This window comes from Caballeronia sp. SL1002 (assembly GCF_057814995.1).
In genome coordinates this window covers 1,245,001-1,268,346 of the sequence record NZ_JBYMUW010000002.1, presented here as the reverse complement: position 1 = coordinate 1,268,346, position 23,346 = coordinate 1,245,001, and the positions used below count along the sequence as shown (strand labels likewise).

Here is a 23,346-nt window from a genome sequence, read left to right as displayed (position 1 = left end):
GCTGAAACCGTTTCGCCCGCAGTTCCGAAAATCGCCTTCGCGCCTGAAGTAACGGAAAGAAAGCGGATAACAAGTAACACGCATCAAGCGGAGAAATCTCATGGAAAACGCGTTGAAATCCAATCTCGGCCATCGCGCCGCCCTGATCGCGCTGGCGCTCTCGCTCGGCGCGTGCGCGGTGGTCGATCGCAGCAGCGCGCCCGCCGTGGCGTCGTCGACGGACGCTAGCTGGACCGTGCTGCCGATCGCCAATCTGACCGAAACGCCGCAGGCGGGCTTGCGGGCGACCTCGATTGCACAGAGTCTCTTGAGTTCGGGCGGCTTCACGCAGCTCACGCGCTATCCGGCGTCCGGCGACGAGGAAAACCTCTTCGATCCCGCACGCGCCGACGCGCAGCAAAAGGCGCTCGACTGGGCCCGCGCCCAGAAAATCCGTTACGCGTTGACGGGTTCGGTGACGGAGTGGCGCTACAAGGTCGGCGTGGACGGCGAACCGGCGGTCGGGCTGACCTTCGACGTGATCGACGTGGAAAGCGGCAAGGTGATCTGGAGCGGCGCGGGCAGCCGCACCGGCTGGAGCCGCGACGCGCTGTCCGGCGTCGCGCAGAAGCTGGAAAAGCAGTTGCTCGCGCCGCTCGCCGCCACGCGATGAACGCTTCATCGAATCTTCAAACCCTGCAGATTCCGGAGACGCGCGGTGGCTGACGATACGGATCAAGCACGCGATGGAAGCGACGGTAGCGCCGCAAGCCGCGAGATCAAGCGCGACCTGAAGCAGGACATGAAGCGCATGCAGGCGCGCCGCCGCGAGCAGAGCGGGCAGGGCGCGGGCCGCGAACTGCTGTGGGCGCGCGTGTTCGCGCCGTCGCGCATCACGCGGCGGCGGGGGATCTACGTGGCGGCGGAGGTGATCGGCGCGACGCTTGCGATGCTCGCGCTCTGCCGGTTCCTCGATCCCGCCGATCCGCTGCTCGTCCACACCGGTTTCGGCTGGATCTGGCTCGTGCCGATGGTGCTGGCGCTCCGTTACGGCACGATCGCGGGCATCGCGAGCGGGCTGTTGGCCGCGTTCGCCTGGCATCTTTCGGCGCGTCAGGGACTGCACGCGGGCGTCGGCGCGCCGGGCTACGTGCCGTTTCCGACGGGCTTTTTCTTCGGCGGTTTCATCACGACGCTGATCGCCGGGCAATTCGGCGATATCTGGATCGGCCGCCAGCGGCAGGCGCGGGTCGCCAACGATTACCTCGCCGAACGCCTCTCGATCCTCACCAAAAACCAGTTCCTGCTGCGGCTGTCGCATGAACGCCTAGAACAGGATCTGCTCGCAAAGCCCGCGACGCTGCGCGATTCGCTCGGCCGGCTGCGCGGTCTCGCCCTGTCCGACGACGATCCCGGCCGTCTCAAAGGCGCGGCGCGCTTTCTGGAAACGGCCGCGCAGGCGTGCCAGATCGAGGCGGCGGCGCTCTACGAATGGCGCGACGAGGGCGTTGTGCCGACGCCGACGGCGACCGTCGGCGCGCCGTTCGAATGGGACCCGCAGGACCCGCTCGTGCTCGATGCGCTCGACAAGCTCGTGCTCGCGCATCCGCAATCGGTGGAGAGCGCGAGCGAGTTGCGCACGCGCTATCAGGTCGTCGCGCCCTTGCTCGATGCGGGCGGCGAGCGCGTCGCGCTGCTGGTGGTCGAGCGCATGCCGTTTCTCGCGCTGACCCGCGACAATCTCCAGTTTCTGGTCGTGCTGTGTGGCTACTACGCCGACGGCGTGCGCCACGCGGGCATCACGCGCGCGGTGATCGACGCGTTTCCGCGCTGTCCCTACGACTTCGCGCTCGACTACGCGCGGCTCGTGCGGCTTTATCAGGATACGAAGATCGAGTCGTCGCTGGTCGGGCTGGTGTTCGATTCGAGCGAGCGGAGCGCCTCGCTCTACGATCACGTGCTGCGCTCGCGCCGCTCGCTCGACGTGCAGTGGCCGGTGCGCACCGACGCGGAACGGATCGTCGTCACGCTGATGCCGCTCTCCGGCGAAGGCGCGGTGGACGGCTATCTGCTGCGTATCGAAGATAACCTGCGCGCGCAGTTCGGGATCGACTTCGAGGCGGCGCACATTGGCACGTATTCGATCCGGGTCGGACGCGCCGAGCCGGTCGATGCGTTGCGCGGGTTCTTGAGGCTGTGCCATGCCCACGCCTGAAACGCGCCGTTCCGGACGCTTGAGCGCGATGCTGGCGATGGTCGCCGCGCTCGCGGGCGTCGTGCTGCAAGCGAGCGTATTCGCGCTCGCCGCCGGCGACGGACCGCAAACGGCGTTGCTGCTGCGCTGCCTCGGTGTTCAGGCGGTCGCCGCCGCGCTGATCGCCTTCGCGTCGTGGCGCGTGCTGCCGCGCCGCTACCGGATGCCCGCGACGGGCGCGTGGTTCTATCTGTGGGTGTTCAATTTCGCGGTGCCGGTGGGCGGCGTCCTCGCGAGCGTCGCGGCGATGGCGCTGGCGCTCGCGTTGCCGAGACGAATCGAAGCGCGCGGCGTGGAATACGTGGAAGAACCCGAATTCGCGACGCATCTGATCCCGCACGTTTCCTACGGGCGCGGCGCGCGGCTGAAGGCCGAATTGCAGAACGCGGAGGCCGCTACCTCGCTGCGCATGACCGCGCTGCTCGCGATGCAGTCGATGCCCGCGCATACCATCAGCCCGCTCTTGCGCGGCATGCTGGCCGATCCGCTCGACGATATCCGGCTGCTCGCCTACGGCATGCTCGATAGTCAGGAAAAGGCGCTCACGCAGAAGATTCTCGCCGAGCGCCCGAAACTCGCGAACGCGACCGATCCCGACGAGCGTTATCGCGCGGGCAAGGCGCTCGCCGCGCTCTACGGCGAACTGATCTACGCGCATCTCGTGCAGGGCGACGTCTACCGTAACGCCGCCGATCAAGCCGACGGCTACGCCGCCGCCGCGCTCGCCATCCGGCCGGACGACGCCGCGCTCTGGCGCATGCGCGGTCGGCTCGCGCTGGACCGGGGCGCGCTCGACGACGCCGATCACATGCTCGCCCGCGCGATCGAGTGCGGTTTTGCCCGCGACCGCATGCTGCCGTATCTGGCCGAAGCGGCGTATCTGCGAGGCGATTACGATCGCGTGCGCGCGCTGCTCGCGCAGATGAGCCTGTCCGCCACGCTGCCCGTGATGAAGCCGGTGCTTGGCTACTGGACGCCCGCCGCTTCGCCCGAGCCGCCAATCCTGAACGTGAATCGACCGACATGAATACCACCGCCACCTGGCCCGCGCTCGATACGAACCTGCTGAAAGCGTCGAAAGCGGACGTCGTCCTTCTGCTGGAAGGCACGTTTCCCTACGTGAGCGGCGGCGTGTCGAGCTGGGTGAACCAGATGATCCGCGCGTTTCCGGATCTCACGTTCGCGCTGTGCTTTCTCGGCAGCCGGCCGCAGGATTATCCGAAGCTCTCGTTCGCGCTGCCGGACAACGTCGTGCATCAGGAAAACCATTTTCTCTACGATTTCCCGCCGCCGCCGCGTGTGGAAGGCGGACGCGGCGATGCGGCGGCGTTCGGCCAGTCCGCCGAACTGCACGACGCGCTGCGCAACCCCGCCATGCGCGAGGCGGCCGGGCAGATGCTCAAAGGCATGCTGAAAGACCTCGCGCCCGGCGGCAAGCTCTCCGAAGGCGAATTTCTGTACTCGCGCGAAGCGTGGAACACGATCACCGAGCAATATCGGGCGCGCTGCACCGACCCGTCGTTCGTCGATTATTTCTGGACCGTGCGGATCATGCACAAGCCGCTCTGGCAACTCGCGCGGATCGCGGAAAGTTTGCCGATGGCGGGCGTCTATCACACCGTGTCCACCGGTTACGCGGGCTTTCTCGGCGCGCTTGCACATTACCGCACGGGCCGGCCGCTGCTCGTGTCGGAGCACGGCATCTATACGAAGGAACGCAAGATCGACTTGTTCCAGAGCCAGTGGATTCGCGATAACCGCAGCATTTTCGAGCGCGACGTCTCGCAGGTCGGTTATTTCCGCGACCTCTGGGTGCGTTTTTTCGAGACGCTCGGGCGCGTGTGTTACGACGCCGCCGCCGACATCATCGCGCTCTACGAGGGCAACCGGCTGCGGCAAGTGGACGACGGCGCGAACGCCGCGCGCACCGCGAATATCCCGAATGGCGTGAACCTGCCGCGCCTCGCGCCGCTTCGTGCCCAGCGCGCGGCGAAGGTGCCGAAGACGCTTTGCCTGATCGGCCGCGTGGTGCCGATCAAGGACATCAAGACCTTCATCCGCGCGATGCTCACGGTGACGCGCCAGGAACCGGACGCCGAAGCGTGGATCGCCGGTCCCGAGGATGAGGACGAAGGCTACGCGAACGAATGCCGGAGTCTGGTGGAGAGCCTGGGCCTCGCCGACAAGGTGAAATTCCTGGGCTTTCAGAAAATCGACGAACTGCTGCCGAAATGCGGCGTGCTGATCCTCAGTTCGATTTCGGAGGCGCTGCCGCTCGTCGTGCTCGAAGGGTTCGCGGCGGGCGTGCCGTCGGTCACGACCGACGTCGGCTCGTGCCGTCAGTTGATCTACGGGTTGCCGGGCGAGGACGCGGCGCTCGGCGCGGCGGGCCGGGTGGTGCAGATCGCCGATCCGCGCGCGCTCGCCGACGCCGCGCTCGATCTGCTTCAGGAGGACAACTGGCGCGCCGCGCAGGCAGCGGGGATCGCGCGGGTGGAGCGCTTTTATACGCAGGACATGATGATCGGCGCGTATCGCTCGCTTTACACGCGGCTGATCGCGGAGCCGGATTCGGCGGCTTGACGGCGCCACTTTACTTTCAGTAATCGAGGAACGGGCATGGCCGGAATCGGCTTCGAACTGCGCAAGATGCTCAAGCGCGACACCCTCACCGGGATGATGCAGGCCTACGCCTACGCGGGCCTGATCAGCGCGGGGCCGTGGATTCTGTCGATCGTCGGGATTTTGCTGATCGGGATTTTCAGTCTGCCGTTCGTGCTGCCGACCGCGCTCATCACGCAGTTCCAGGTGTCGGTGACGTATCTGATTTCGCTCAGTCTCGTGCTGACCGGTCCGCTGCAACTGGCGTATACGCGCTTCACATCCGACCGGCTTTTCGAGAAGCGCGCCGATCTCGTGCTGCCCAACTTCCACGGCGCGGCGCTCGTGATCTCGGCGGTGGCGGCGCTTCTGGGCGGACTCGCGGTCGTGCTGCTGTTTCCGGCGCAGAGCGCGGCGTATCGGCTGCTGATGCTTGGCGGTTTCGTCGTGATGAGCAACATCTGGCTCGCGACCATTTTCCTGTCCGGCATGAAGCAGTACATGTCGATCCTGTGGGTGTTTTTCTTAGGCTACGGGCTGACGACGGGCGCGGCGATCGCGCTTAACGGCTTCGGCCTGACGGGACTGCTCGGCGGGTTCGTCGGCGGGCAGACGGTGTTGCTGGCGGGACTGCTCACGCTCATCTACCGCGATTACACCGGCAGCCGCTTCATGTCGTTCGAGCTGTTCATGAAGCGTTACCGCTATCCGACGTTGATGGCGACCGGCCTGCTGTACAACCTGGGCATCTGGATCGACAAGTTCATGTTCTGGTATGCGCCGGGCACGGGCCAGGCGGTGATCGGGCCGCTGCGCGCCTCGATCATCTACGACATTCCCGTGTTCCTCTCCTATCTCGCGATCATTCCCGGCATGGCGGTGTTCCTGATGCGTATCGAGACGGATTTTGTCGAGTATTACGACGCTTTCTATGGCGCGGTGCGGGAGGGCGCGTCGCTGCAGCACATCGAGCGGATGCGCAACGCGATGGTGGAGTCGTTGCGCAACGGGCTCTACGAGATCATCAAGGTCCAGGCGACGGCCGCGCTGCTTTTGTTCGCCATCGGCACGGCGTTGCTGCAGTGGCTGCGCATTTCGCCGCTTTATTTGCCGCTGCTTTATGTGGATGTGATCGCCGCGAGTTTGCAGGTGATGTTCATGGGCGTGATCAACGTGTTCTTCTATCTCGATAAGCGGCGGGTCGTACTTGCTTTAGTCGGGCTGTTTGTTGTGCTCAACGTGGTCTTTACGGGGGTGACGCTGGCGCTTAATCCCGGGTGGTACGGGTATGGGTTTGCCGGGTCGCTGCTCGTTGTGGTGTTGCTGAGCCTGGCTTGGCTCGATCGGAAGCTTGAGACGCTGGAGTATGAGACTTTTATGCTGCAGTGAGGGGTCGCTGGCGCTTGGGGTTTGGTTTGGGTACTTTACGGGCTTTGGCTTTGCTGGCACCCATTGCTTTTGTTTGCTTGCGCTTTTCGGGAACCTGCTTTCGTGTAGGTTTATTAGCACGCCGCCATGCGCGGCAGGAGTCACTTTCTTTGGCTAGCTGCAAAGAAAGTAAGCAAAGAAAGCAGCACGAGTTCGGCGCCGTGGGTCGGCTTCAGGGTGGGCGGGGTAAGCCGTTTGATGCTCGGGCGCTTTTTTGTGAACTTGCTTTCGTGTCGGTCTATTTGCACGCCGCTATGCGCGGCAGCAGTCACTTTCTTTGGCTAGCTGCAAAGAAAGTAACCAAAGAAAGCAGCACGGGATTTGGCGCCGTGGGGCGGCTTGAGGGTGGGCGGGTTACACCGTTTGATGTTCGGAAGCTTTCTGGGAACTTAATTTCGTGTAGGTCTATTAGCACGCCGCTATGCGCGGCAGCAGTCACTTTCTTTGCTGCTGCAAAGAAAGTAACCAAAGAAAGCAGCTTATCCATCTAAGTGTCCACCACACATAACCTCGCGGATAGGCGCGCAAGCTGATTAGGCTAACTCGCGTTCGTTCGGATTGGCACAGCTCCCGTCAGTTCCATCCTCGCTGCGCTCGGACGACGGGCCCACTCAAAAACCGCGGCTTCCGTTTCCTCCATGGCCTCGAACTGGCATTGGCATTGGCATTGGCATTGGCATTGACGTTGGTATTGGCAACGGCAACGGCAGTGGTAGTGGTAGTGGCAGTGGCATTGGCATTGGCAGTGGCATTGGCCGTGGCATTAGCAGTGAAAGTGGCATTCGTGTTGCCGTTAGGTTTTTAATATTGCCGTGCTGGCAGGCACTTTGTGCCTGCCGGGATGAATGAGCGGTTCCACTCTGTAGTGTGGTGCGATGGCCGAATCAGCTTGCGCGCCACTCCCGGATACGGTTCGTGGTGGACACTTAGACGGATAAGCTGCTTTCTTTGGTTACTTTCTTTGCAGCAGCAAAGAAAGTGACTGCTGCCGCGCATAGCGGCGTGCTAATAGACCTACACGAAAGCAAGTTCCCAGGAAGCACAAGCAAACAGAAGCCAACAGCGCCAGCAAATCAACCGAGTGCAAGTTCCCTGAAAGCGCAAAAAAGTCAGTGGGTGAAACCAAACGGAACCGAAGCCAAACCTAAACCCAAACCCAACCCAACCCAACCCAGGCACACAACGTGCCGCACTAGGGCCGACAGCAATTGCAGCAACGCGTCGATTCCGCCACGCTCAGAGTTCGGGCACCCGGCGGCACGTCCGTTCGTCGCAACCGCCGCCCGAACCCCAAAAAAACGCTGCCAGCGTCAACCCCGGCTGCCCAAAAAGCTCAAAAACTCGAACACCGATAAAAACGGAGATCCGCATGAACAAAATCATTCGACGGCGCGTGCTGCGCGCCACGGCTGCGCTCGCGGCAGTCGCCATCCTGCCGCTTTCGATCACCGAGGCGCTCGCGCAAGGCACGAAAAAGCCAAAAGTCGCGCTCGTGATGAAGTCGCTCGCCAACGAGTTCTTCCTCACCATGGAGACCGGCGCGAAGGAGTATCAGCAGCACAACCCGAACATGTTCGACCTCATCACCAACGGGATCAAGGACGAAACCGACACCGCCAACCAGATCCGTATCGTCGAGCAGATGATCGTCTCGAAAGTCGATGCCATCGTCCTCGCGCCCGCCGATTCCAAGGCGCTCGTGCCGGTCGTGAAGAAAGCGGTGGATGCGGGCATCATCGTCGTGAATATCGATAACCGGCTCGATCCCGACGTCCTGAAATCGAAGGATCTGAACGTGCCGTTTGTCGGCCCGGACAACGCGAAGGGCGCAAAGAAAGTGGGCGATTACCTCGCTAAGCGTCTCAAGTCCGGCGACGAAGTCGGCATTATCGAAGGCGTTTCCACCACCACGAACGCGCAGCAACGCACAGCCGGCTTCAAGGAGGCGATGACCGCGGGCGGCATGAAAGTGGTCGCGCTGCAATCCGGCGACTGGGAAATCGACAAAGGCAACGCCGTCGCCTCGCAAATCCTGACCGCCAATCCGAACGTGAAGGCGCTGCTCTGCGGCAACGACAACATGGCGATCGGCGCGGTCTCGGCCGTGCGCGCCGCCGGCCGCGCGGGCAAGGTGCAAGTGGTTGGCTACGACAACATCAATGCAATCAAGCCGATGCTCGCCGATGGCCGGATTCTCGCCACCGCCGACCAATACGCGGCGAAACAGGCGGTTTTCGGCATCGATACCGCGCTCAAGGCGCTTTCCGGCCATAAGAAGCAGTCGGAACTGTCGGGCGTCGTGGAAACGCCGGTCGATCTCGTCGTGAAGAAATAAGCGCCTGCATGCGCGGTTTTGCGGCTCCCGACGGCTTTCAATCGGCTTCCGCGAAAGCCGCAAATGAGCGGCAAAACGAGGCGCGAAACCACGGCCGAACGCGACGCCGGGCGTTTTCCCCGCGCCCGGATACGCGTTTCGCGGGGCGCGATTTCTCTTCATATGAATGCTCAAGTTTCGCGCCGGGCCGCCGATAAAGCACTGACGAGCGTATGGATCAGGACAGCCGGCGGCACGGGACGACGCGTTCCCAGCCGTTGCTAAACGCGCCGTCAGCGTTTCTCATGCACACCGCTTATCACCGGTCACCGCCGCGCGCGGTGGCTGGCCGACCGGCGGGCGTACCGCCAGGAACATGATGCAGAACGACGCTCAACCTGTCACTGCCGATGCTTCTACCGTATTGACCGTTCGCGGGGTCGGCAAGACCTACGCCGAGCCGGTGCTCGCGGACGTCTCGCTCGATCTGCGCGCGGGCGAGGCGCTCGCGCTCACTGGCGAGAACGGCGCGGGCAAAAGCACGCTATCGAAGATCGTCGGCGGGCTGGTCGTGCCGAGCGCGGGCACGATGACGCTCAACGGCGCGGCCTACGCGCCCGCGAGCCGCAAGGACGCGGAAGCGCTCGGCGTGCGCATGGTGATGCAGGAACTGAATCTTCTGCCGACGCTGTCGGTGGCGGAAAACCTGTTCCTGAACCGTTTGCCGTGGCGCGGGCCGGGCTGGATCGACCGGACGAAGCTGCGCGAGCAGGCGCGCCACGCGATGGCGCAGGTCGGACTCGACGCGATCCATCCGGATACGCTGGTCGGCGGCCTCGGCATCGGGCATCAGCAGATGGTGGAAATCGCGCGGAATCTGATCGGCGATTGCCGTGTGCTGATCCTCGACGAACCCACCGCCATGCTGACCGCGCGCGAGGTGGACCTGCTGTTCGAGCAGATCGACCGGTTGAAGGCGCGCGGCGTCGCGCTGGTCTACATTTCGCACCGGCTGGACGAATTGCGCCGGGTCGCCGAGCGCGCGGCCGTGTTGCGCGACGGCCGGCTCGTGCATACCGGCGACATGCAGGGCCTCTCGAACGACCGGATCGTCACCCTGATGGTGGGCCGCGATATCGGCGAGCGGATCGATCTGGGCGAGCGGCGGATCGGCGATACGGCGCTCAAAGTGACCGGCATGACGCGCGGCGAGGTCGTGCGCGACGTCTCGTTCTCGGTGCGCGCGGGGGAGATTTTCGGCATCAGCGGGCTGATCGGCGCGGGGCGCACGGAACTGATGCGGCTCATCTACGGCGCGGACCGGGCGGACGCGGGCACGGTGGAAGTGGTGAACGGCCATATGCTCAAGCCGGTGGCAATCGCGTCGCCTGCCGACGCGGTGAACCACGGCATTGCACTGATCACCGAAGACCGCAAGGGCGAAGGCTTGCTGCTGCCGCAGCCGATCGCCGCGAACATTTCGCTCGGCAATTTGCGCGCGGTGTCGGCGCACGGCGTCGTGGACGGCGCGCGGGAAACGGCGCTCGCGCGGCGGCAAATCGACGCGATGCGGATCCGCAGTTCGGGTCCCGCGCAGCCGGTATCGGAACTGTCGGGCGGCAACCAGCAGAAAGTGGTGATCGGCCGGTGGCTCGCGCGCGATTGCCGCGTGCTGCTCTTCGACGAACCGACGCGCGGCATCGACGTCGGCGCGAAATTCGATATTTACGGCCTGATGGGCGCGCTCGCCCGCGAAGGCCGGGCGCTGGTCGTGGTGTCGAGCGACCTGCGCGAACTGATGCTGATTTGCGACCGGATCGGCGTGATGTCGGCCGGGCGGATGAACGCCGTGTTCGAGCGGGAAGGCTGGACGCAGGATGCGCTGCTGGCCGCCGCTTTCGCCGGCTACGCGAATCGCGAGGCGATCCTCACCGCGCCGATCGAGCCCGACGCGAAGGCGCCCGACACCGGCGCGGGCACCGGCGCGGGCACCGGCGCGGGCACCGGCGCGGACACCGACGCGGGCACCGCCGCGGACACCAGGAGCACTGAATGACGACGCAACCGGAACAATCCGGAAACAAGCCGGACGCGGCAGTCGTGAGCGCGAAGCCCGCGGGCACGCGGCTCGGCTTTTCGAACTATCTCGGGCTCGCGGGCGCGCTCGCGGCGATGATCGCGCTCTTTTCGGCGCTCAGTCCGCATTTCCTGACCTACGACACGTTCAGCACGATCGCGAACCAGATTCCCGATCTCGTCGTGATGTCGGTGGGAATGACCTTCGTGCTGATCATCGCGGGGATCGACTTGTCGGTCGGCTCGGTGCTGGCGCTCGGGGCGTCGGTCGTGAGCGTCGCGGCGCTGCAGTGGCACTGGAGCGCGTTTCCGGCGGCGCTCTTGGGCCTCGCCGCCGCCGCGCTCACCGGCACGGTGACCGGGCTGGTAACGGTGGCCTGGCGGATTCCGTCGTTCATCGTGTCGCTCGGCGTGCTCGAAGCGGCGCGCGGCCTCGCCTACCAGATGACCAATTCGCGCACGGCGTATATCGGCGATGCCTTCGATTTTCTTTCGAATCCGATCGCCTTCGGTATCTCGCCCGCGTTCTTGATCGCGGTCGCCGTGATGGTGCTGGCCCAACTCGTGCTGACCAGAACCGTTTTTGGCCGCTATCTGGTCGGGATCGGCACGAACGAGGAAGCGGTGCGGCTCGCGGGCGTCAATCCGCGTCCGTACAAGGTGGTCGTGTTCGCGCTGATGGGCGCGCTCGCCGGCCTCGCGTCGCTGTTCCAGATTTCGCGGCTCGAAGCCGCCGATCCGAACGCGGGCTCCGGCCTCGAACTGCAGGTGATCGCGGCGGTGGTGATCGGCGGGACGAGCCTGATGGGCGGGCGCGGTTCGGTCATCAGCACGTTTTTCGGCGTGTTGATCATTTCCGTGCTGGCGGCGGGACTGGCGCAAATCGGCGCGAACGAGCCGACCAAGCGGATCATCACCGGTGCGGTGATCGTGGTGGCCGTCGTGCTGGATACGTACCGTAGCCGACGGACGCGCATCTAATCCGTTGGTATTTTATGCAGGACACGGCGCATAAGCCGAGCCAGCGCGAGGCGGGAAGGGCATTGAAAACGGAGCCTTCCCATCGCACCGGCATAAATTTGTGTAGAAAATTGTGGAAATAGACTAAATAAGGGCGCTTTTTTGGCGTTATACAGGACTGGAAGCTGTGGTAAAGCGGGTTGCAAGGCCGAATTAGCTGGGAGCAGGCGAGAGCAGGCTCAAGCAGACGCCGGGCAGGCGAAAATCCAGCGGCAAGCAGGCGCATAAGCGTGTAGGCAAGCAGTAGCACGGTCGGGGTGTATTGCCGTGTACGTGGCCGGTCTGACCGGTTGCAAACGCGTGAGCGGCGTGGATAACGCGCTGCCCACCATTAAAAGAGCAAAGAAGCAGGACCAAAGCTAGAGAAGGACGAAGTATGGCGACGATTAAAGACGTGGCAGCCATTGCGGGAGTGTCGTTCACGACGGTCTCCCACGTAGTGAATAATTCCCGGCCCGTTTCGGCGGATGTCCGGGCGAAAGTCGAGCGCGCAATCCGCGAACTGGATTACGTGCCGTCGGCGGTCGCGCGCTCGCTGAAGGCGCGCTCCACCGCGACGATCGGGCTGCTCGTGCCGAACGCGACCAATCCGTATTTCGCGGAACTGGCGCGCGGTGTGGAGGATGGCTGCGCGAAGAACGGCTACTGCGTGTTCTTCTGCAATTCCGACGACGATCCCGCGAAGCAACGCAGCTATTTGCGCGTGCTGCAGGAAAAGCGCATCGACGGCCTCGTGATCGCCTCGGCGGGCGAGGACGCGGTGCTCGCGCAATGTCTCGCGAGTTCGCGCGAGCCGCTCGTGATCATCGACCGCAATATTGAAGGCGTCTCGGCCGATCTCGTGCAGATCGACCACGAGAAAGGCTCGTATCTCGCGACCCGGCATCTGCTGCAACTCGGTCACGTCGATATCAGCTGCATCACCGGGCCGATCGCCACGGCGGTCAGCGCGATGCGCGTCCACGGCTTTATCCGCGCAATGGCGGAGCGGGGGATCGAGATCGAACCGCACGCCATCGTGGAAAGCGATTTCTCGGCGACCGGCGGTTACACGGCCGCGTCGACGCTGTTCGACACCATCAGGCCGAGCGCGATTTTCGCGTGTAACGACATGATGGGCATCGGGGCGTTGCGGGCAGCGGCCGAACGCGGCATCAACGTGCCGCGCGACTGTTCGATCATCGGCTTCGACGATATCGAACTGAGCCGCTACACGTATCCGGCGCTGTCGTCGGTCGGTCAGTCGGTGCGCGAACTCGGCGAAATGGCCGCGCAAACGTTGATCGACCGGATCGTCGGCAAGCTCGGCGGCACGACGCGCCGCCGCGTGGTCGCGCCGCGGTTGATCGACCGTGAATCGACGGCGGTGGTGTCGACGTCGCGCCCGCCGCTGCGTGCACGCACTGCGCGCGGCGTCACCGAAGTCTGAGCGTCGCTCGTTGAGTTAAATTGAATCACCCGCGGAGCCGCTTCAGGCTCCGCGTTTTCCATCCGCCTTCCATCTTCTCCCGCCTTTTTCCGATGCGTCTCTCGCGTATCGCGTGTCCCGTGCTGCGTTGTCCCTGACTGACGAAATAAACGTGCTCTGATTTCCACTAAAAGCACACTTGTTCACATCTTTCGTTTCCTCACACGAAAAGAAATTGCTCAAGTGCGCCGTTCCCACGCCGTAATAGCTGGATAAGCGGACCCGATGAGGCCGCCTCGGCCGGCGACGCGGATGACCGTACGGCTGCACCCGAAGCATCACTTACACAACACGTCCCGCGAAGGAAAATCATGAACAAGAGTTTGACGATCAAGGCCCGTCTCGGCATATCGATGGCATTTTTGGGCGCGCTCCTCGTTGCGATCGGCGTTCTCGGGCTGATCGGCATGAGCCGCACGAACGACGCGTATCAGGATACGTTCGGCAATCAGATGCCGAGCGCCGTCGCGATTGGCAACACGGAGCTGTACGCCGCGCGCGAACGTCTCGTATTCGACCGCGCCGCGCTCCTGACCGACCCGGCCGAAGCCGCCGCCCAGATGGACCGTGCGCGCCAGATGCGCGAACGCGCCGAAGGGTTCTGGAGCAAATACACGGCACTGCCGTCCGGTCCAGGTGAAAAGCAACTGGCCGACGCGTCGCACGACAAGCGCATGAAATTGCAAAAAGAAGTCGATACGGGCTTCGACGCGATCAAGGCGGGCGATCACGACAAGATCATCGTTCAGGCGAAGGCCATGCAGGCCGCCTACAACGAGTTGTCCCTTGCCGACGACGCATTGCGCAAATATCAGTTCGACAACGCCGAAGCCGGTTTTAGTGCGGCTCAAAGCGCGTTCGGCACGTTCCGGATCGTGAGCATTTCGGCCATCGTGATCGGTCTGGTAGCCGCCGTGTTCGCGTGGCTGTCGCTGCGCCGCGCTATCGCCCGTCCGCTCGACGAAGCGCTCGGCCACTTCGAGGCGATCGCTGCGGGCGATCTGCGTCATAAGGTGAACATCGTTTCGCGTGACGAAATGGGCCTGTTGCTGGAAGGGCTTTCGAAGATGCAGGCTAGTCTCGTCACGACGGTGCAGACCGTGCGTTCGGGCAGCGAGTCCATCGCGTCGGCCACCAAGCAGATCGCGGCAGGCAATATCGATTTGTCCTCGCGTACCGAAGAACAGGCTTCCGCGCTGCAGGAAACGGCGTCGAGCATGGATCAACTGACCGGCACCGTGAAGCAGAACGCCGACAACGCCCGCCAGGCCAGCGCGCTGGCCGCGAGCGCCTCGGAAATCGCGAACAAGGGCAGCACGGTGGTCGCGCAGGTCGTCGGCACGATGGGCGATATCAACCAGAGCTCGGCGAAGATCGCGGACATCATCACGATCATCGAGGGAATTGCGTTCCAGACCAATATTCTCGCGCTGAACGCGGCGGTCGAAGCGGCCCGCGCCGGCGAAGAAGGGCGCGGTTTCGCGGTCGTGGCAGGCGAAGTGCGCTCGCTCGCACAGCGTTCGTCGGCGGCGGCGAAGGAAATCAAGGAACTGATCGATACGTCGGTCGAGCGCGTGCAGTCCGGCACCACGCTGGTGGACGAAGCAGGCCGCACGATGACCGAGATCATCGGCGCGGTGCAGCGCGTCACGGACATCATGGGTGAGATCGCGGCGGCGTCGGAAGAGCAATCGAGCGGGATCGACCAGGTGGCGCGCGCCGTCACGCAGATGGACGAAGTGACGCAGCAGAACGCGGCGCTCGTGGAAGAAGCGGCGGCGGCGGCGCAGTCGCTCGAAGATCAGGCGGGCAAGCTTCGCCAGGCGGTGTCGGTGTTCCAAGTGGCCGAGAGCGGTACGGGTTTCTCGACGCCCGTTGCCACGCCCGCGCTGAAGCGCCCGCAGCCGGTGACGGTGAAGGCTTCGGCGGCCGCGCCGAAGCGCGTTGCGACGCCGGTGGCAGCAACGGTCACCGCGGCACCTGCTGCTGCGCCGGTCAGCGCACGCGTCGCGGCGCCGGTCGCGGCCAGCGGCGACTGGGAAACCTTCTGAAAGTGTTTTAAACAAAGGGCCGTAACCGGCGCCTGAAGCGCCGGGCCGGGATTGAACCTGGAGAAACGCGCGCCGCGAGTCACCTCGCGGCGCGCGTTTTTTTATTCGCGGGAAGGTTGTGCGCGCGGGATCGGCCTGGACGCCCGTACACTGGCGGCACTGCGCCACCGACAATCCTAAGGGGAGATCCGCCATGACCGCATCGTCACTCGCCGCGCAACTCGTGCACGCCCGCCGCCACCGCACGATGATCGAGGAACTCGCGAGCGCCGACATTCCCGCCGATACCGCGTCCGCCTACGCCATCCAGCACGAAGTCCTGCAGTTGCAAAATGCGCGGATCGGCGCGTGGAAGATCGGCGCGCGCTCGCCCAGCGCGCTGGCCGCCGCCGCGCCGATCGATGCGACGCTCGTGCACGCGTCGCCCGCGCAGCTCGAACGCGAGGCGTTCTTTCGCGTGCTGGTCGAACTGGAGATCGCGTTCCGGTTCGAGCACGCGCTCGCGCCGCGCGCCGAACCTTACACGCGCGAGGAAGTGTTCGCGGCGATCGGCGGTATCGCGGTGGCGATCGAAATCGTGGACAGCCGCTTCGCGCAATGGCCGAATCTCGCGCCGCTCGCGCAACTCGCCGACGCGCAGAACAACGGCGCGCTGATCGCGGGCAAGTTCGAGCCTTACGCGGTCATCGCGCCCGGCTTCGACTTCCTCGCGCCGACCCTCGACCTGACCCTCGATGGCGTGTCCATCGTGCCCGGCACGGCCGGCAACCCGGCGGGCGATCCGCGCGAACTGCTGGTCTGGTTCGTCAATCATTGCTCGCAGACCGGGCACACCGTCGAGCCGTTCTGGACCCTCACGACGGGTTCGTACACCGGCGCGCACAGGATCGAGGTTCCGGGCGTGGTGCATGGCCGGATCGACCGGATCGGCGAGATCGAACTCACGCTGGCCTAGCGCACCCGGGCCAGCGCGATGGGCATGAATGCGCGGTCGCAAGCGATTGCGACCGCGTATTCATGGCGCTATCGCCCGTTGGTTTGAGCGTCTTCCCACGCGCGTTTCACGTTGAACAAAACCTCCGGCGTGAGCTGAATAAATCCACGTGCGCAATACGGGTATCGGCGGGTATCGGGGATATTCGCGCGTGTTGCCGCGCACGCTCTTTGAGTAAATGTGAAAGGCGTAAGCGAAGATTACGGCGCGTGGAATTCGAACGCGATATGCATTCGATCCCGGCTATCGAGACCTGTGCGAACGACCGGACGTGCGGCCCCGCACGATGTATGAAATTTGCGCCCGCGCGGGTGCATCGGAACGCCGTTTCCGCGCGTATTCAATGAGTTGGCCGTGTGCTGACCGAGACTGCGATGCGGCGTTGCGACCTGCTGCAAGCCTTGTGTAGTACAAGCCCGGCGCGCCTGAACAAACGGCGTGCCCGTTGAGCGCGGGTCGCGGTGCGGGTCGCATGCAGGTCGCAATGCAGGTCGCGGTGCAGGTCGTAGAGGAGGCTTCCCGCAAGGTGTCCGCGTGCGTTTCGCGAGTCGGGACTGAGGATTGTAGGTGAACGAAAATAATCCACCAAGCTAGGAATAGTTCGAAGTAAATCAGCAACGCAATTGCGTGAAAAAAAATTCGAAAGGGTTTAGGATGAATTCAAGCGATGTCGTTTCGATTAGGCGCGCCGCGCACGCCATCGCTTTCTGACTTCGGCGAGGAGGTAGCATGGATATCTACAGCAGTTTCGCGACCCGCTTCGAAAAAACCCGCGAGGAGGAATTCTCGCTCGAAGAGTATCTCGCGCTCTGCAAAGAAGATCCTGCCACGTATGCAACAGCGGGCGAACGCATGTTGACGGCCATCGGTGAACCCGAACAAGTCGACACACGTCTCGATCCGCGTTTATCGCGTGTGTTTGCGAACAAGGTCATCAAGGTGTATCCGGCGTTCCGCGAGTTCTACGGAATGGAGGAAGTGATCGAGCAGGTCGTGTCGTACTTCAGGCACGCGGCTCAGGGTCTTGAAGAGAAGAAGCAGATTCTCTATCTGCTCGGACCGGTCGGCGGCGGCAAGTCGTCCATTGCCGAGCGGCTAAAGCAACTCATGGAACGCGTGCCGTTCTATTCAATCAAGGGTTCGCCCGTCAACGAGTCGCCGCTCGGTCTGTTCGACTACGACGAAGACGGTCCCATTCTCGAAGAGCAATACGGCATTCCGCGCCGCTACGTGAAGGGCATTCTGAGCCCGTGGGCGGTCAAGCGCCTTCACGAATACAACGGCGATATTCGCAAGTTCCGCGTGGTGCGGCGCTATCCGTCCATCCTTCGTCAGATCGGTATCGCCAAGACCGAACCGGGCGATGAAAACAACCAGGACATCTCGTCGCTCGTCGGCAAGGTGGATATCCGCAAGCTCGAAACCTATTCGCAGGACGACGCCGACGCCTACAGCTATTCCGGCGGCCTGTGTCTCGCGAATCAGGGCTTGCTCGAATTCGTCGAAATGTTCAAGGCGCCGATCAAGGTGCTGCACCCGTTGCTCACCGCCACCCAGGAAGGCAACTTCAAGGGCACGGAAGGATTCGGCGCGATTCCTTTCGACGGCGTGATTCTCGCTCACTCGAACGAGTCGGAGTGGAAGGCATTCCGCAACAACAAGAACAACGAGGCGTTACTCGACCGGATCTTCGTCGTGAAGGTGCCGTACTGCCTGCGCTACGGCGAAGAGATCAAGATTTACGAGAAGTTGCTGCGCAATTCGTCGCTGGCCGAAGCGGTCTGCGCGCCCGGCACGCTCAAGATGATGGCGCAGATGGCCGTCCTCACGCGTCTGCACGAGCCGGAGAATTCGAGCCTCTTTTCGAAGATGCAGGTGTACGACGGCGACAACCTCAAGGACACCGATCCGAAGGCGAAGTCGTATCAGGAGTATCGCGATTTCGCGGGCGTGGACGAAGGCATGACAGGCGTCTCCACACGCTTCGCGTTCAAGATTCTCTCGCGCGTCTTCAACTTCGATTCGACCGAGGTGGCAGCCAACCCGGTGCACTTGATGTACGTGCTCGAACAGCAGATCGAACGCGAGCAGTTCCCGCCGGAGATGGAGCAGAAGTACCTGTCGTTCATCAAGGACGTGCTGGCTTCGCGCTACGCTGAATTTATCGGTAAGGAGATTCAGACCGCTTATCTGGAGTCGTATTCGGAGTACGGGCAGAACATCTTCGACCGCTATGTGACCTATGCCGACTTCTGGATTCAGGACCAGGAATTCCGCGACCACGATACCGGCGAGAGTTTCGATCGCGCGGCATTGAATGCGGAACTGGAAAAGATCGAGAAGCCGGCGGGCATCAGCAACCCGAAGGATTTCCGCAACGAGATCGTGAATTTCGTCTTGCGGGCGCGGGCGGCGAATGGCGGCAAGAACCCGGCGTGGATCAGTTATGAAAAGCTGCGCGTGGTGATCGAGAAAAAGATGTTCTCGAATACCGAAGAACTTTTGCCGGTGATTTCGTTCAACGCTAAAGGATCGGCGGAAGAACAGCGCAAGCACGAGGACTTCGTCAACCGCATGGTCGCGAAGGGCTATACGCCGAAGCAGGTTCGGCTCTTGTGCGACTGGTATCTGCGGGTGCGCAAGTCGTCTTGATCGCCGTCGCGCGGCGTCGTGACGAAACAGTGATAACCGACGTGTCAGGCTCGCGCCGGAACGGGATCGGAGCTTAAGCTTCAAGACCGGTCCGGGCCTCGCGAGCGCCCAAGCGAGGCGTGAATCCCGGCGCCAGCCGCTCACGCGGCAGCGGCGCGAGCAGCGCCTCGCTTCCTCGCCTTTAGCGTCGTTTCTAACGCGGGAGACTGGATGTGCTGCATCAAATCATCGACCGCAGGTTAGCTGGAAAGAACAAGAGCATTGCCAATCGCGAGCGGTTTCTCCGCCGCGTCAAAAACTACATTCGCCGCGCGGTGTCGGACGCCGTGCGCGACCGTAGCATCAAGGATATCCAAAGCACCCAGAGCATCACGATTCCGAAGAAGGACATCGCGGAACCGTCGTTTCGGCATGGTCCTGGCGGCAAGCGTGAACTCGTGCATCCGGGCAACGCGGATTACATTCGCGGCGACAAGATCGCGCGGCCGCAAGGTGGCGGCGGTGGCGGTGGCAAGACCGCGAGCAACGAAGGCGAGAGTCAGGACGACTTCGTGTTCGAGCTGTCGCGCGAAGAGTTCATGCAGTATTTCTTCGACGACCTCGAACTGCCGCGTCTCGTCAAGACGCAACTGCTCGCCGTGCCTACCTGGAAGAATGTGCGCGCGGGTTTCGCGGCGGAAGGCACGCCAAACAATATCGACGTCGTGCGGTCACTGCGCAGCGCGCTAGGGCGACGTATCGCGCTCGGCTATCCGCTATCCAGCCAGTTGCGCGAGATGGAACGCCAGCTCGAAACGCTCAAGGACGAGAAAGGCGATGCCGAAGACATCGCGCGGCTCGAAGCGGATATCGTGATCCTGAAAGGGCGGATCACGCGCATTCCGTTCATCGATCCGTTCGATCTGCGTTACGTGAATCGGGTGAAGCAGCCCACGCCGTCGAGCAAGGCGGTCATGTTCTGCCTGATGGACGTGTCCGGTTCGATGGACGAGCAGCGCAAGGATTTGTCGAAGCGCTTCTTCATTCTTCTCTATCTGTTCCTCAACCGGAACTACGAGAAGATCGAAGTGGTGTTTATCCGCCATCACACGCGGGCCGAGGAAGTGGACGAAGAAACCTTTTTCCATTCCACCGAAAGCGGCGGCACGGTCGTGTCCAGCGCGCTCGAACTCATGAAGAAAATCATGGACGAGCGCTATTCGCCGACTGAATGGAATATTTACGGGGCTCAGGCGTCCGACGGCGACAACTGGACCGACGATTCGCCGAAGTGCCGGAAGCTCCTGTCCGACGACATCCTGCCCAAAGTCCGGTATTTTGCCTATATTCAAGTGGCGCCCGAAGAGCAGAATCTGTGGGTCGAATACGCTCAGCTCGCGCACAGCGCGCCTGAACTCGCCATGAAGAAAGTCGAATCGGCGGCGGACATTTATCCGGTGTTCCGCGAACTGTTCGAAAAACAACAGGCGGCGGCATGACGACACGGCATCTGAATAACGAAGCACGCGGTTATCACCTCGAACCGGATCAGCCCGAAGGCGAAAACGGGGCGTCGAAGCTCGAACGGTCTGCCGGCGCGTCCAGTGCGGCGGCCAAGGAAGACAGCATGAATGTTGCCGAAAGAAGGCCGTTGCCGTGTCCGTCGGACTGGACGTTCGAGTTGATCGAGGAATACGACACCGAGATCGCCCGGGTCGCGCGCTCCTACGGTCTCGACGTGTATCCGATTCAACTGGAACTCATCAGCGCAGAGCAGATGATGGACGCGTATGCGTCCGTCGGCATGCCCGTCAATTACCGGCACTGGTCGTTCGGCAAACACTTTCTCTCGACCGAAAAGAGTTATCGGCGCGGGCAGATGGGTCTCGCGTATGAAATCGTCATCAACTCGAATCCTTGCATCGCATATCTGATGGAAGAAAACACGATGACGATGCAGGCGCTCGTCATCGCGCACGCGGCTTACGGGCACAATTCGTTTTTCAAGGGCAACTACCTGTTCCGGCTGTGGACGGACGCCCACGCGATCATCGATTACCTCGTCTACGCGAAGAATTACATCGCGGAATGCGAAGAGCGGCATGGGATCGACCGGGTGGAAGAGTTGCTCGACTCGTGCCACGCGCTGATGAATTACGGCGTGGATCGCTATAAGCGTCCGCAAAAGTTGTCGCTCGCGAAGGAAGCGGCGATGCGGCGCGAGCGCGAAGCGTATTTGCAGTCGCAGGTGAACGAGTTGTGGCGCACGTTACCCAAGGGCCGCGAGCATACCGCCGAGGAAACCGAGAGCCGTTATCCGCCGGAACCGCAGGAAAATCTGCTGTATTTCGCGGAAAAGAATGCGCCGCTTCTGGAGCCGTGGGAGCGGGAAGTGATCCGGATCGTGCGGAAAGTGGGGCAGTATTTTTATCCGCAGCGGCAGACGCAGGTGATGAACGAGGGCTGGGCGACGTTCTGGCATTACACGTTGCTTAACACGCTCTACAACGAAGGGCGTCTCGAAGACGGCTTCATGATGGAGTTCCTGCATTCGCACAGCAACGTGGTGTATCAGCCGCCGGTCACGAAGCAGTATTACAGCGGCATCAACCCGTATGCGCTCGGTTTTTCGATGATGAGCGACATTCGCCGCATCTGCGAAAACCCGACCGACGAGGACCGCGAATGGTTTCCGGAACTCGCGGGCAGCAACTGGCTCGACTCGCTGCATTACGCGATGCGCAACTTCAAAGACGAGAGTTTTATCGCGCAGTATTTGTCGCCGCATCTGATTCGGGAAATGCGCCTGTTCTCGATTCTCGACGACGACATGCGCGATTCGCTCGAAGTGTCCGCCATTCACGACGGCAGCGGATATCGCTACGTGCGCCAGGCGCTCTCGCGGCAATACGACATGCATCACCGCGAGCCGAACATCCAGGTGTATTCCGTCAACACGCGCGGCGACCGCAGTCTCACGTTGCGCCACTTCATGACCGACAACCGCCATTTGTCCAACGACAGCGACGAAGTGCTCAAGCACATGGCGCGGCTGTGGCAATTCGACGTCTATCTGGAAAGCGTCGATGAAAACGGCACGGTAAGGAAGCGCTTCGAATGCAAGTACGTTCCGCCGGAATCGCGCGGCTAGAACGTGTGAGGCATGGACGGCTTCAACAAAAAACCGGCTCGAAAGAGCCGGTTTTTTATTAGCCACGAGGCAATCGCTTGCCGAAAACCGTCAGATATCGCGACCCGATTCCTCGGCTTGCGTGAACAAATCCCAGCTTGCCATGAAGAGCGCGGCAATCAGCGGTCCGATCACGAAGCCGTTGATGCCGAAGAGCGCCATGCCGCCAAGCGTCGAAATGAGCACCACCCAGTCGGGCATCTTCGTGTCCTTGCCGACCAGAATCGGCCGCAGCACGTTATCCACCATCCCGATCACGACCACGCAGAAAAAGATCAGGATGACGCCGCGCCAGATATCGCCCGCGATCAGCAAATACGCGGCGGCCGGCGCCCAGATCAGCGCGGCGCCGATCGCCGGAAGCAGCGACAGGAAGCCCATCAGCACGCCCCAGAGCAGCGCGCCCTGAATGCCGAGAATCATGAAGATCACACCGCCGAGAAAGCCCTGAACCGCCGCAACCGCAATATTGCCCTTGACGGTCGCGCGCACGACGGTCGTGAATTTCGCGATCAGATGCTGCTTGTGCGTTTCGTCGAGCGGCAGCGCGCGTCGAATGCGCCGCCCGATCTCCCCGCCGTCGCGCAGCAGAAAGAACACGAGATACAGCATCACGCCGAAGCTGATGACGAACTGAAACGTGTTCTGGCCGATGCTCAACGCCTGCGACGCGACGAACTGGCTGATCTGCGCGGCGCCGTCGGTCAGGCGGCGCTGGATGCCGGGAATGTCGTCGAGTCCGAAACGGCCGAGGAGCGTCTGGACCGACGTGGGCAGCGCGTGCAGGCCTTCCTGGAAGTAGTGCGTCATGTTGGGCTGATTGCCCTTGATCTGCACGTAGGCGAGGCTGATTTCCTGCGCGAGCGTCCCCGCGACGAAAATCAGCGGCAGGATCACGATCAGCACGATGAGCGCGAGCGTCGTCAGTGCGGCGAGATTGCGGCGCTTGCCGAAGCGCGCGGCGAACCAGCGTTGCAGCGGCTGGAACAGAATGGCGAGAATCGTGCCCCAGAATATCGCGCCGAAGAACGGCAAGAGAATGTAGGCCAGCGCGATCGTCACGGCGAACAGCAGGATGTGGAAAAACTTCTGATGCACGGAACGGTTGTTCATAAGGACTCTGAGGGTTCTGGAAAGCCGCGGTCGACGTTGGCGAGCGTTCCCGGTGCGCGGGGCGCACGGCTTGGGGCCGTATCGCGCAGACAGCCGGCATGCTAACACGCGTGTTTTCCGTGGCTTACGGCGTGCTGCGGGCGTGCTTGAGTTTCGAACGCGCATCGCATTCGTCTAGAATTCGTGGCTTGTCGCGGCGCCGACGCTTAAGCCGCCGCCAGCAACCG

At 62.6% G+C, this 23,346-nt stretch carries 16 protein-coding genes; 14 read left to right on the top strand and 2 right to left on the bottom strand.

Annotated elements, in window-relative coordinates; translation table 11 throughout:
• The first annotated feature begins 100 nt into the window (after window positions 1-100).
• The 5 genes from AC3D25_RS08520 to pelG are packed head-to-tail and all read left to right on the top strand — an operon-like array spanning window position 101 to window position 6,223.
• Window positions 101-652 carry a penicillin-binding protein activator LpoB gene (locus AC3D25_RS08520; protein WP_488887980.1) on the top strand — a complete coding sequence of 184 codons (552 nt, stop codon included), beginning with the start codon at window positions 101-103 and terminating at the stop codon, window positions 650-652.
• Window positions 653-697: 45 nt separating this feature from the next.
• On the top strand, window positions 698-2,194 hold the full coding sequence (locus AC3D25_RS08515; protein ID WP_488887979.1) for a PelD GGDEF domain-containing protein: 1,497 nt from the start codon (window positions 698-700) through the stop codon (window positions 2,192-2,194).
• Window positions 2,195-2,231: 37 nt separating this feature from the next.
• Complete coding sequence (locus AC3D25_RS08510) at window positions 2,232-3,260, top strand: tetratricopeptide repeat protein (protein WP_488889642.1); 1,029 nt, start codon at window positions 2,232-2,234, stop codon at window positions 3,258-3,260.
• A complete protein-coding gene (pelF, locus tag AC3D25_RS08505) occupies window positions 3,257-4,816 on the top strand; it encodes a GT4 family glycosyltransferase PelF (RefSeq protein ID WP_488887978.1) in 1,560 nt (519 codons plus the stop codon). The genes AC3D25_RS08510 and pelF overlap by 4 nt, the downstream gene beginning before the upstream one ends.
• A gap of 36 nt (window positions 4,817-4,852) precedes the next feature.
• Window positions 4,853-6,223: an exopolysaccharide Pel transporter PelG gene (pelG, locus tag AC3D25_RS08500; RefSeq protein WP_488887977.1), complete on the top strand. Its 1,371-nt coding sequence runs from the start codon at window positions 4,853-4,855 to the stop codon at window positions 6,221-6,223.
• Between the two features lie 307 nt (window positions 6,224-6,530).
• Here pelG and AC3D25_RS08495 read toward each other — a convergent pair whose 3' ends face one another.
• Window positions 6,531-6,749 carry a hypothetical protein gene (locus tag AC3D25_RS08495; protein WP_488887976.1) on the bottom strand — a complete coding sequence of 73 codons (219 nt, stop codon included), beginning with the start codon at window positions 6,747-6,749 and terminating at the stop codon, window positions 6,531-6,533.
• An 882-nt stretch (window positions 6,750-7,631) separates the two neighbouring features.
• Between AC3D25_RS08495 and AC3D25_RS08490 the strand changes: the two genes are divergently transcribed.
• The 9 genes from AC3D25_RS08490 (at window position 7,632) to AC3D25_RS08450 (ending at window position 21,967) form a co-directional block, all read left to right on the top strand.
• Window positions 7,632-8,597 carry a sugar ABC transporter substrate-binding protein gene (locus AC3D25_RS08490; RefSeq protein WP_488887975.1) on the top strand — a complete coding sequence of 322 codons (966 nt, stop codon included), beginning with the start codon at window positions 7,632-7,634 and terminating at the stop codon, window positions 8,595-8,597.
• A gap of 358 nt (window positions 8,598-8,955) precedes the next feature.
• The gene (locus AC3D25_RS08485; protein WP_488889641.1) at window positions 8,956-10,632 is read left to right on the top strand and encodes a sugar ABC transporter ATP-binding protein; all 1,677 of its coding nucleotides are present in this window, start codon (window positions 8,956-8,958) and stop codon (window positions 10,630-10,632) included.
• On the top strand, window positions 10,629-11,633 hold the full coding sequence (locus AC3D25_RS08480; RefSeq protein WP_488887974.1) for an ABC transporter permease: 1,005 nt from the start codon (window positions 10,629-10,631) through the stop codon (window positions 11,631-11,633). Before AC3D25_RS08485 ends, AC3D25_RS08480 begins: the two co-directional genes overlap by 4 nt.
• A gap of 415 nt (window positions 11,634-12,048) precedes the next feature.
• On the top strand, window positions 12,049-13,101 hold the full coding sequence (locus AC3D25_RS08475) for a LacI family DNA-binding transcriptional regulator (protein ID WP_488887973.1): 1,053 nt from the start codon (window positions 12,049-12,051) through the stop codon (window positions 13,099-13,101).
• Window positions 13,102-13,451: 350 nt separating this feature from the next.
• Window positions 13,452-15,191 carry a methyl-accepting chemotaxis protein gene (locus tag AC3D25_RS08470; protein WP_488887972.1) on the top strand — a complete coding sequence of 580 codons (1,740 nt, stop codon included), beginning with the start codon at window positions 13,452-13,454 and terminating at the stop codon, window positions 15,189-15,191.
• 193 nt (window positions 15,192-15,384) lie between these two features.
• Complete coding sequence (locus tag AC3D25_RS08465; protein ID WP_488887971.1) at window positions 15,385-16,146, top strand: 2-keto-4-pentenoate hydratase; 762 nt, start codon at window positions 15,385-15,387, stop codon at window positions 16,144-16,146.
• Between the two features lie 768 nt (window positions 16,147-16,914).
• A complete protein-coding gene (locus AC3D25_RS08460) occupies window positions 16,915-18,837 on the top strand; it encodes a PrkA family serine protein kinase (protein WP_488887970.1) in 1,923 nt (640 codons plus the stop codon).
• Between the two features lie 212 nt (window positions 18,838-19,049).
• Entirely contained in the window at window positions 19,050-20,315 is a 1,266-nt protein-coding gene (locus AC3D25_RS08455; RefSeq protein ID WP_488887969.1) for a YeaH/YhbH family protein, read from the top strand.
• A 128-nt stretch (window positions 20,316-20,443) separates the two neighbouring features.
• Entirely contained in the window at window positions 20,444-21,967 is a 1,524-nt protein-coding gene (locus tag AC3D25_RS08450) for a SpoVR family protein (protein WP_488889640.1), read from the top strand.
• 90 nt (window positions 21,968-22,057) lie between these two features.
• Here AC3D25_RS08450 and AC3D25_RS08445 read toward each other — a convergent pair whose 3' ends face one another.
• A complete protein-coding gene (locus tag AC3D25_RS08445) occupies window positions 22,058-23,119 on the bottom strand; it encodes an AI-2E family transporter (protein WP_488887968.1) in 1,062 nt (353 codons plus the stop codon).
• Window positions 23,120-23,346 lie beyond the last annotated feature (227 nt).